Below are 11,375 nucleotides of genomic sequence, written 5' to 3' on the forward strand. Positions count from 1 at the left end.
CATGTGGTGCGTGACTTCGCTCGGGAAGGGGTGTGACACTGGCCACCTCGCGTGATCGGGAGTCGCCGATTCTTCAGCTTCTGACGGTTTGTGGTCACCGTGAGTGGTCACCGGGGCAGAGTGACGCCAGGCTTCGGCGAGCCGGGCTGTGGTGTCGTGGTTGTAGCCGAGCATGAGCGATCACGGGGCAGGGGCCTGGCGCAGACGGGTGATGTCGTCCAGGATCAGGGCCTTGGTGCCGTGGTCGTCGAGGGAGTCGGCGACCTGCCGGATCAGCTGAGGCAGGGTCAGGCGCCGGGCCTGCGCGCCGAAGAAGCCCAGGATCGACTGGCAGGTGCTCTTCGGTTTCGCGGTGACGGGGGTCTGGACGTAGGCGACGGGGGCATGCAGATCCCGGGTGCCGTCCACGGCGCCGGGATGGACGTAGTTGTGCATGGCCAGCCTGGCGTCCTCGAACGCGGCGGCCACTTCGCAGACCGTCTCCGTCTTGCCCTGATAGCCCCAGCCGGTGACCATCACCCCGGCCCGGGGTGGAGGCCGGGTCTTGAGAGCGTTGTTGCGGATGCGCCGGTTGACCAGCCGGGCCACCTTCAGCGACATCGGGGTTTCCTGCAGCGGCAGGTTCACGTGGGTGGCCGTGCGGTGCAGGTCGTGCAGGGCCCGCTGGGCCGGGCTCAGGGCTCGCCACTCGGCCAGGGTGAGCCGCGGGGCAGGTGTGAACGGGCCGCGCGTCGTGCGCCAGCGCTGCCAGCCGGCGTAGGTGTCCCGCCGCGGCGACGACCGGATCAGGGCCTCGGCGAGATGGTGGCGGTCCGGTTCCTGGCTCACCCGTGCTCCTTGTGCTGGGCTGTGGTCTCGTCATCGTCGGGCGGCAGAAGGAACAGGGACCGGCGCCGCAGGGAGTCGCCCAGCCGCGGCGGCGGGACGGGAGCCGGCCGGCTCCGGGCGACGTCCCCGCGGCGGCGGCGCCGGTCGTCGTCGACGGCCTGTTCGACACTGCGGACCTGCTCGGGCCAGGGCAGGAACCTTGCTCTCGGCCGACTCTTCCGCGGCCGTCTTCGGGCGGTCGGTGCCGGCGGTGCGGGCCTGCTCGGCCTGGCGGGAGCGGGCCCTGCGTTCCCGCTTGGTCATCTGCGTCGGCCACTTCTCGACCGGGATCACCGAGCCGAGCAAGTCCAGCAGGACGGGGAGGAGTTCAGCGTCCGAACGCGGGGCCAGCTTCCGCCGGCGAACCTCCGCCAGCAGGGCCTCGGCCGTCTTGTCGGAGAACGCCGGGACCTCACCTTCCCGCGGCAGGCCGGTCCAGCGCAGGGGGTACCGTCCGCCGGTCGCGGCGGTCGGAGCGGATGACCCACTGGCCCTTGTGCCGGCCGCCCCGGCTCGATGGCTGGTGGAAGCGGGGGTCGTCCAGCACCTCGTCCTGATACCAAAGCCCGCCGATCTTCACCCCTCGCCCCGGGTGGATCTTGACGTAATGGGCCTTGTGCAGGCCGTAGTAGAGCTCCGGCTTGGGGATCTGCAGGGCGAAGCCGCCCTGGTGCATCGCCGCGGCGAGCAGCGAGTTGGGGCTGTGGTCCTCGCCCGGGCCCCAGGCCGGCGCGTACTCGCCCAGGACGTGGTTCTGCCAGACCTTCACCACCCAGGAGGCGATCACGTTCTCCATCTGGGCCATCGACAGCACCGCATCCGCCTCCGGATCGGCGCCGCGGTCGGCGACGTCGGCCCCGGTGAAGCCCAGCAAGTGTTCCAGCAACATGCTGTTGATCGCGGCAAACGCCCGCTCAACGGCGTACTTGTCCGTCGACCGCAGAACGCGGGCGGGCAGGATGTTGCAGCCCAGCGTCCCCTCCGCCTCCACCACGTGGTGGTTCTTGTAGGGCCCGCCGTGATCGGTGGTGACCGTCTCCGGGGAGAAGAACGGCAAAGCCGCAACCCGGTGGCCGGCGAACTGGGCGACCACCGTGGCCGGGACACCGGGGTAGGGCCACTCCATCTCCGAGCCCCAGCCCTCCCGCAGGGGCAGCGGCATCATCACATCCCGCAGCAGCATCGCGATGTCCACCGAGGTGTCCGACACCAGCGTCAGCCGGAACGCGACGATCGAGTGCGTGTAGCAGTCCAGCGCGATCGTCAGCATCACCGACACCGGATCGCCGAACACCGCCTCGCGGACCTTCACCGGCAGCGGAGTGGTGTCCAGCGCGACGACCTGGCCCGGGCGGTGCACCACCACCCGCGCGGAGGTGTCCCCGATGGCGTCCGCCGTGCGCTGGTAGCGCTGCCGGGCTCCGTCCGGGCCGAACCACTCCTCCCAGACCGCGGCCAGGGTGTCGTAGCCGGGGACCTTCTCGGTCGGGAAGTCCGAGAACACCTCGCGGACGTACTGGTGCAGCAGCCGGTGCTTGGCCCGCATGCTGATGCGCGAGCGCTGCAGGCACTCGCGTCTCACCGCGAAGATCGCCTCCCGGATCTCCTCGGTGACGCTCGGGTGCCCGCCGCCCCGGCGGGTCCACCGGCCATCCGCGCAGCCGGCCACGATGTCCTCGATGCTCCCCGCCGCCAGCCGCCGCAGCGTGCGCTCGCTCATGTGCGCCAGCCCCAGCATCTCCGCCTCCGCGGGCTGCCTCCGCGGGCCCGAGGGCCTTCAGCTCGGCGGCCTTGGCCCGGCGCCGCTGGGTCACCGTGGTGGTGGCCGGGTCGTACTCGGGTCGCGGTTCGCCCGGCAGGGCCCGCGCGGGGTGGCCGGCGCGGTAGCCGGTCTCCGCCTCGAGCACGTGCTCGGCCCGCAGCCGTGCCCGTTTCAGCTGGTGATCGCTGAGATTGGTCTTCAGCAGCTGCCCGCGTGGCCGTGGAGGCTGTTCCGCAGCCGGTTTGCCGGGCCGGCAGTCCGGGTGGTGCATGAGCCATCGGATCGGGCGGCGTTCCACCTCACCTGCGACATCCCGGAGCACCACGGCGCCGGCCTGCGGTTCAACGTCCTCAACCGTCCACTCGACACCGTTGAGCCGGATGCCGGCTCCCGGCGCCAACGCCAGCATCCCGTCCGGCATCAGGCAGCCCGTCCGGCGCCCGCCCAGACCAGCGTCGCATCGCGCAGCGGCTCGGCCAGCTCGATCGCGAGCCGTCCGTGCCAGATCAGGTGCAAGGCGTGGGCGCGGGCCACCACCGGCAGCCGCGTGGCCTGCACCGGCTCGCCGAAGGCCACCGGGTCCTCGGCAGCGGCGAGAAGCTCCTCCTGGAGCCCGAGCGGATCATCGACAGGCCGGCGCTGGGCCGACAAGGCGTCCAGCACCGACCACACGTGCGGGCGCCAGCCGGTCACCACCGCATATCGCCAACCACACGACAGCGCCAGCTCGTTGGTCGCGGCGAACTTCAGCTTGTCGTCCTCGCCGATCCGCGGCCGCGGCCTCACGTCCAGGAGCCACCGGCCGCCGTCAGCCATGACCGCCAGGAAGTCGGGAGTGTGCTCCATCCGTCCCCCGGCATGTTCGAAGCTCAGCCGGAACGGCTGCGGCAGCACCTCCCTCACCCGCAGAAAGTCCAGTGCGAGGAGCAGGCGTTGCTCCTCCAACGACTCGAACCCGTGGTGCCGGCCGGTGGAGACCATGAACTGCAGCCCCGGCCGGTGCCGCTGCCGGGTCCCCCAGCCGAAACGGCGTACCGGCTGCGACGTGAACAACGGCACCGACTCCAGATCCCGCGCCGCCCAGACGACCTCCTCCCCCTCGAACCGCCAGGTCGTCATCCACCGCCCCAGCCAGCCCTGGCCCAGCGACCATCGCCTCTGTACGTCCTCGCCGACGGCGTACGGGGCGACCAACTGCTCCAGCCCGCACGCGTCCGAGGCCACCCTTGCCCGCCTCCGCGTACCACTCACGCAAGCAGCACAGCAGCCCTGTTCATAGCCCGCGTACAGAAGCCTGTACTTGATCAGAAAACGCCGCCTCACGACCACCCGATCGAGGGGACTGGCCAACTGTCGAACGAGATGGCCAACTACCGATCGGTGTCACACAGCCGTCCCTCGACCTCCGCCCCCGCGCTGGAACATCTGTTCATGATCTGCCCCCGTCCAGCCCGTTACGGGCCCACGGACGGGGGCGTTCTTTAGAGCACCTGTACCCATCGCGGCCCCTCCCGGAGGAATCGTGATCAAGGCACCCACCACCGTCCCCCACCCCCGGCGTTCGATTTCCCCCGCCTTGCCACCGCGGGGTGGAGGACCGCCCCCGGCGCGCCGTTGACGCCCGGCCTGCATCCCGTACGCCCCGCAGGAACCCGTGGAAGGAGACCAGGATCAGATGGCGAGCAACCGGCGCCGCGCACCGCGCGGTGGACGAGGACCGGCTCCCGAGGAGGAGCGGAACAGTGGAGAGGAGCAGAGCGGCGCGGAGAAGCTGAACGGTGAAGAGGAGCGGAGCGCCAGGGTGGACCACGGCGGTGAGGAGGAGCTGCGGTTCATCGACAGGACCGGCAGCCGGGAGCGGGCCATCCGGCAGATCCGTCTGCTGGACATGGCGCGCCGGCTGCCGCAGCTGGTACGCCGGTCGGTGGCGCTGGCGTGGAGCATCGACCCCTGGGCGGCCGTCGGCCTGCTGGTCTGCCAGGCCGCCGCCGGCGCGCTGCAGGCCCTCGGGCTGCTCGCGGTCAGCGGAACCCTCGCCGCCCTGCTGTCCGAGGGCGACATCTACCGCCGGCTGCTGTCCGCGTGGCCGTCGCTCGCGATGCTCGCGGGCGCCGCCGCGCTGCGCGCGCTGCTGGGCATCACCGTCGCCTGGCTCGCCTCCCGGCTGGGGCCGCAGATGTCGCGGGAGGCCGAGCGCAGGCTCCTGCGGGCGGTCACCGGGGTCGAGCTGTCCGCCTACGACGCGCCCGGCTTCAACCACCGCAAGGAGGCCGCCGACCGCGGCGCCGAGGTGGCCCAGGACCTGGTGTCCGAGGGCCAGGACCTGATCGCCTCGCTCGCCTCGCTGATCGCCGGCGCCGGTGTGCTGACGGCGCTGCACCCCGCGCTCCTGCCCCTGCTGGCACTGGCCAGCTTCCCGCAGGCGGTGGCGCAGATCAGTGCGGCACGGGTGCGGTACCTGGCCCGGCTGCGTTCCAACGGCGACCACCGGATGCTGTCGATTCTGCGCTGGCACGTGTGCGACCGGTACGCCGCCGACCAGATCCGTGCGGGCACCATGTCCGACTTCCTCGTCGACCGCTACCGGCGGATCACCGAGCGCATCAACGCCGCCGACCGGCGCGCCGCCGACACCGGCGCGTGGATGTCGCTGCTGGGCGCCCTCTGTGGCGGGCTGGCCTCGGCGGCCGTGTGGGGCGCGGTGGTGTGGCTGCTGGCCACCGGGCGGATGAGCGTCGGGCACGCCGGGACGGCCGTCTTCGCGCTGGGCACCGTCGGGACCGCCCTGCGCGGCCTGGTCACCGGCGGTGCGCGCATCATGCGTACCGGGCTGTACATGGACGACTGGTCCGAGTTCCTGGCGGAGGCCGGCGGCTTCGGCATGCGGCGCGGCACGACCGTGCCGGCCGGGCCGCGGGAGATCGTGGTGCGCGACCTTGTCTTCCGGTACGAGGAGGCGGCCCACGACGCGTTGCGCGGGGTCTCCCTGACCCTGCGGCGCGGCGAGGTCATCGCGCTCGTCGGGTACAACGGCAGCGGGAAGACCACCCTGGCGAAGCTGCTGAGCGGGCTGTACCTGCCCACCACGGGATCGGTCACCTGGGACGGCGTCCCCACCGGGGACCTCGACCCCACGGCCATGTGGTCCCGTGTCGCCCTGGTGCCCCAGGACTACGCCCGCTGGCCGCTCACCGCCCGCGAGAACATCACCCTGGGACAGCCCGCGCCCGGTGGTGACGCCCGCATCCACACGGCGTGCGCCGCGTCGGGCGCCGACGAGGTGGTCGGCGAGCTGCGGTCCGGCCTCGACACGGTGCTGGCCCGCGACTGGCTGGGCGGGCAGGAGCTCTCCGGGGGACAGTGGCAGCGCATCGCGCTGACGCGCGCCTTCTACCGCCCTGCCGGCCTGCTGGTCCTGGACGAGCCCACCGCCGCGCTCGACCCGCTGGGCGAGCACCGGATCTTCGCGGGACTGCGCCGGCTGGCGGAGACCCGCGCCGTCGTCCTGATCACCCACCGTCTGACGAACGTCGCCGTCGCCGACCGCATCCTGGTCCTGGACAAGGGGCGTGTCGTCCAGGAGGGCACCTTCCCTGAACTCGTCGCCCAGGACGGGCTCTTCAGGGACCTGTGGTCGTACCAGCACACGAGGGAGACGGCCCGGCCCACCGAGGCCACGGACCGGCCCCCGGTGGTGCCGGCGGCCACCCCGGCGCCCGGCAAGCAGGACGCCTCCTAGGGCCGCCCTGGGCGTGCCCTAGCGGCGCGCCCGGGCCACGGGCGGGTCACCCGCCGGCGCGGAGTCGTCCGCCGCCGTCGAACCGCCCGTCTCCGCGGAGCCGCTCACCACCGGCGCCTCGCCGGTCACCGGGGATCCCCCGGTGGCCGGCAGGGTGAGGACCATCGTCAGACCGCCCCCGGGCGTGTCCTCCGCTGCGAGGGTGCCGCCCATGGCCTCGGCGAAGCCGCGCGCCACCGCCAGGCCGAGGCCCACGCCCGCGCCGCGCGGGGCGTCCCCGTACCGCTGGAACGGCTCGAATATGCGGTCCTTGGCCTCGTCCGGCACGCCCGGACCGCGGTCCGCGACGCGCACCTCCACACGGTCCGCGAGCGCGCTCGCGGAGATGCGGACGACGGTGCCGGCCGTGCTGTGCTGGACGGCGTTCTCCACGACGTTCGCGACCGAGCGCTCCAGGAGGCCCGAGTCGGCGACGACCATCGGCAGGGTCTCCGGGATGTCCAGGACCACGCTGGACTCGGGCACGCCCCTCACCGCCATCGGCACCACCTCGTCGAGGTCCGTCTCACGGCTCAGCGGGGTGACGGTGCCGGTCTGCAGCCGGGACATGTCCAGGAGGTTGCCAACCAGGCCGTCGAGCCGGTCGGCGCCCTCCTCGATGGACTCCAGGAGCGCGGACCGGTCCGCCGGCGACCATGCGACGTCCCCGGACCGCAGGGAGGACACCGATGCCTTGATGCCGGCGAGCGGCGTGCGCAGGTCGTGGCTGACGGCGGCGAGCAGGGCCGTGCGGATGCGGTTGCCCTCCATCAGGATGCGGGCCTGCTCCGCCTCGTCCTTCAGGCGTGCGCGGTCCACCACCACGGCCGCCTGGGCGGCGAAGGCGGCGAGCACCCGGCGGTCCTCGGCGGGCAGCACCCGGCCGGTGAGCACCAGGGCCATGTGGTCGCCGACCGGCATCTCCACGTCGGCGTGCTCCGGGCGTTCGTCCTCGGGGCGGGGTCCGACGCTGCCCGCACAGGTCCAGGGCGCGACCTCGCTCTCCCGCTCCAGCAGGGCCACGGAGTCCATGCCGAAGGTCTCCCGCACCCTCTCCAGCAGCTCCGCCAGGCTGTTCTCGCCGCGCAGCACGCTGCCCGCGAGGAAGGACAGGATCTCCGACTCGGCGCGCAGCCGGGCCGCCTGGTGGGTGCGCCGGGCCGCCAGGTCGACGACCGAGGCCACCGATACCGCCACCCCCACGAAGATCGCCAGGGCGAGGATGTTCTCCGGGTCCGAGATCGTGAGCCGGTGCACGGGCGGGGTGCAGAACCAGTTCAGCAGGAGCGAGCCGACGGCCGCCGAGGCGAGCGCCGGGAGCACTCCCCCGAGCAGGGCCGCGGCCACCGTCAGCGCGAGGAACAGCAGCATGTCGTTGGCGAGGCCGAGGCCCGGCGCGGCGCCGTCCAGCAGGGCGACGAGCACGGCGGGGCCGGCCACGCCGACCAGCCAGCCCCAGATGACGCGCGAGCGGCCGAGCCGCGCACCGCGCGCCACGGGCAGCCCCCGGCCCCGGGCGGCCTCCTCGTGCGTGACGATGTGCACGTCCAGGTCGGGCCCCGACTCGCGGGCGACCGTGGCGCTGACACCGGGGCCGAGGACGTACTGCCAGGGCTTGCGGCGCGAGACGCCGAGCACGGTCTGGGTGGCGTTCACACCGCGGGCGAAGGCGAGCAGCGCGGTGGGCGCGTCGTCGCCGACGACGTGGTGGTAGGTGCCGCCCAGATCCTCCACCAGCTTGCGCTGGACGGCGAGTTCCTTCGGGGACGCGGAGGCCAGGCCGTCGGCACCGGCTATGTGCACGGCGAGCACCTCGCCGCCCGCGCCCTTCTCGGCGAGGCGGGCCGCGCGGCGGATCAGCGTGCGGCCCTCGGGACCGCCGGTGAGGCCGACGACGATGCGCTCCCGGGAGCCCCAGATCTTCGAGACACGGTGTTCGCTGCGGTACTCCTTGAGGTATTCGTCCACCCGGTCGGCGACCCAGAGCAGCGCCAGCTCCCGCAGGGCGGTGAGGTTGCCGATGCGGAAGAAGTTCGACATGGCCGCGTCGACCTTGTCGGGCTGGTAGATGTTGCCGTGCGCCAGCCGGCGGCGCAGCGCCTGGGGTGACATGTCGACCAGCTCGATCTGGTCGGCGCGGCGCACCACCTCGTCGGGGATGGTCTCGCGCTGCCGGATCCCCGTGATCGACTCGACGATGTCGCCGAGCGACTCCAGGTGCTGGATGTTCACCGTCGAAACGACGTCGATGCCGGCCCCGAGGAGTTCCTCGACGTCCTGCCAGCGCTTGGCGTTGCGCGAGCCGGGGACGTTGGTGTGCGGCAGCTCGTCGACATAGGCGACGGCTGGTCCCCGGGCGAGCACGGCGTCCACGTCCATCTCCGTGAACGTGCCGCCCCGGTAGGTCAGCTCGGCGCGCGGCACCTGTTCGAGGCCGCGCAGCATCAGCTCGGTGCGCGGGCGGTTGTGGTGCTCGACGAACGCGACCACCACGTCCGTGCCGCGCTCCAGGCGGCGGTGGGCCTCGGACAGCATCGCGTAGGTCTTGCCGACACCCGGCGCCGCCCCCAGGTAGATGCGTAGCTTGCCGCGTGCCATGGTCCGGGTCCCGTCTCGTCCAAGGGGTGGGCTGGGCAGGCCCACCAGCCGGCTTCCCGTGAAGCCGCGCCCTACAGCCTCTCAGGTCCGGGGCCCGCTCCCGCGTGCGCCTCCGCTCACCGCCGCATGTGCCCCGGCTTGTTCCGGCAGGGCCGCGGCCGTGCCCACACGGGCCGCCGTCTGTACCCGCACGGGCCGCGGCTTGTTCCCGCACCCTGCCGCGGATCGGCCCTGAGGGACTACGTTGCGTGAGTGGTCGCCCCGGGCGTGGTGACGGGTCCGCGGGGCGGCACCGGCCGTTCACCGGTGGGCCGCCCCCCGTACCGGTGTGCCTGGGCGCGTGTTCGCACGGAAGGACTGGACTCCAGCACGGCGCGGGCGGGGGACGGTCCGGCGCGGAGCGGGCGACGGTCCGGCGCGGAGCGGGCGACGGTCCGGCGCGGGAGCCACCCGCCCGCTCTTCACCCGCCGGTCCGGCCGGCCGCCCGACGACGAAGGAGAGGCATGAACATTCCGGGCAGAGGCAAAGGCAGTGGCAGTGGTGGCCGCCGTATCCGGCCGGCGGTGCGGATCGCGATGACGCTCGCCGTGGCGGCTCCGCTCACCGTCGCGGGCGGTGCCGCGACGGTCTCGGCCGCGGCGGACACACCCACCGCACCGGCCACATCCGCGGGCACGGCCACGGCGCACTGGACGACGCAGCGCGTCGCCCCCGGTGTGCAGGTGCGCACCGGCACGCTCACCGACCCGGCGGCGGCACCGAGCTGGACGGTGACCGTACAGGCGCCGGTGAAGGCCGCGTTCACCGGTGCGCAGGCCTGGGCCGAGGTCGGCGGCACGGCGTGGGCGGCGCAGACCACCGCCCGGCTGCGCGCCGCGGGCTTCACACCCACCGAGGCCAGGATCCCGTGGCCGCGGTACGCGGACACGCCGCGGGGTCTGATGGGCGTCCGGGTCCGGGTCGGCTCGTACCCGTCGCAGCAGACCGCGCAGGAGCAGGCCACACGCCTCACGGCGGCGGGCTTCCACACCGCGGTCGAGTGGACGGGATACGACTCCGACCAGCCCGCGGACGTCGAGCACATCCACGTGGCGGTCGTCGACCCGGGCGCCTTCACCGGCTCGGTCCAGGCCACCCACGACGGGCGCCTCGCGCAGCGCGGGACGACATCGTCGGTGGCCGCCGGCCTCGGTTCGCTGGTCGGGGTGAACGGCGGCTTCTTCATCACGTCGGACGCCGACGGGGCCCAGGGCCTCCAGGCGGGCCTCGGCGCATACGGCGGCCGGCTGGAGTCCCTCGCGTCGGGATCCCGGGCCGCGCTGGTCCTCGGCGACGGCGGCCGGCGGGTCGGCATCGCGAACCTCACCACGACCGCGACCGCGCGCATCGGCGGCTCCGGCTACCCCGTGCACGGCCTGAACCGCACGCCGGGCCTGGTGCGCGACTGCGGCCAGCCCGGCGGCTCGCCCACGGCACTGCCCCGGCAGGACGTCACCTGCACCGAACGGGACGACCTGGTCGCCTTCACCCCGGAGTACGGCCACGCCCTCCCGGCCGGCGCGGGCACCCAGGTGGTGCTCGACGCGCGGGGCCGGGTGGTGTCCGTCGGCGGCCGCGGTGGCGAGGTCTCTCCCGGGCACACCGTGCTCCAGGGCATCGGCGCCGCCGCCGGATGGCTCACCGGGCATGCCGTGGTGGGCCAGGAGGCCACCGTGCGGACCGTGGTCCGCGACGACCACGGCAGGGCCCTGGCTCTCGGGCCGCACGACAGCATCGTCAGCGCGGCACCCATGCTGGTGTCGGACGGTCGGGTGCACATCGACGCCGCCGCGGAGGGCACCGTCGACCCGTCGGACCTGTCGTTCGGCTACGCCTGGGCCGGCACCCGCCAGCCCCGCACGATGGCCGGGGTCGACGGCAAGGGCCGGCTGCTGCTGGTCACCGTCGACGGCCGCCTCGCCGGCGGCAGCGAGGGGTTCACGCTCGCCGAGGGGGCGGCCTTCATGAAGTCGCTCGGCGCGGTTCGGGCGCTGAACCTGGACGGCGGAGGTTCCACTGCGATGGCCGTCGGCGGACGCCTCGTGAACCATCCGTCCGACGCGACGGGTGAACGGGCCGTCGGCGACACCGTCCAGGTCCTTCCCGGGGGCTGACGCCCCCGGCTCCCCCGTCTCGGCCTCTCGGTCCGCCGTGCGGTGGCCGGCGGGCGGCGGCCACACGCGAGACCGCAACGGGCCGAGCCCGGTGGCCCGCCGCGGGCACACCGTGGTTGCTCGCGCAGTTCCCCGCGCCCCTGTGCGGCGCCCCGCAAGCCCCGACATCAAGCCCCGGTGTCAAGCCGTTCCCAGGAGAGGGGCGCGGGGAACTGC

General features: G+C 73.5%; 6 protein-coding genes. 2 read left to right on the forward strand and 4 right to left on the reverse strand.

Annotated features, from left to right (window positions below; genetic code table 11):
- Positions 1–180 precede the first annotated feature (180 nt).
- The 3 genes from ACSMXW_RS01395 to ACSMXW_RS01405 form a co-directional block, all read right to left on the reverse strand.
- Complete coding sequence (locus ACSMXW_RS01395; protein ID WP_485803334.1) at positions 181–828, reverse strand: AAA family ATPase; 648 nt, start codon at positions 826–828, stop codon at positions 181–183.
- 451 nt (positions 829–1,279) lie between these two features.
- Positions 1,280–2,587: a hypothetical protein gene (locus tag ACSMXW_RS01400; RefSeq protein WP_485803335.1), complete on the reverse strand. Its 1,308-nt coding sequence runs from the start codon at positions 2,585–2,587 to the stop codon at positions 1,280–1,282.
- 462 nt (positions 2,588–3,049) lie between these two features.
- Complete coding sequence (locus ACSMXW_RS01405; protein WP_485803337.1) at positions 3,050–3,853, reverse strand: TnsA-like heteromeric transposase endonuclease subunit; 804 nt, start codon at positions 3,851–3,853, stop codon at positions 3,050–3,052.
- Between the two features lie 601 nt (positions 3,854–4,454).
- Between ACSMXW_RS01405 and ACSMXW_RS01410 the strand changes: the two genes are divergently transcribed.
- Positions 4,455–6,368 carry an ABC transporter ATP-binding protein gene (locus ACSMXW_RS01410; protein WP_485808554.1) on the forward strand — a complete coding sequence of 638 codons (1,914 nt, stop codon included), beginning with the start codon at positions 4,455–4,457 and terminating at the stop codon, positions 6,366–6,368.
- A gap of 18 nt (positions 6,369–6,386) precedes the next feature.
- Here the strand turns inward: ACSMXW_RS01410 and ACSMXW_RS01415 are convergent, their stop codons facing one another.
- Entirely contained in the window at positions 6,387–9,005 is a 2,619-nt protein-coding gene (locus ACSMXW_RS01415; protein WP_485803339.1) for an ATP-binding protein, read from the reverse strand.
- A 504-nt stretch (positions 9,006–9,509) separates the two neighbouring features.
- Between ACSMXW_RS01415 and ACSMXW_RS01420 the strand changes: the two genes are divergently transcribed.
- The gene (locus ACSMXW_RS01420; RefSeq protein WP_485803341.1) at positions 9,510–11,159 is read left to right on the forward strand and encodes a phosphodiester glycosidase family protein; all 1,650 of its coding nucleotides are present in this window, start codon (positions 9,510–9,512) and stop codon (positions 11,157–11,159) included.
- The last annotated feature ends 216 nt before the right edge of the window (positions 11,160–11,375 follow it).

Source organism: Streptomyces sp. DSM 116793 (assembly GCF_057320905.1).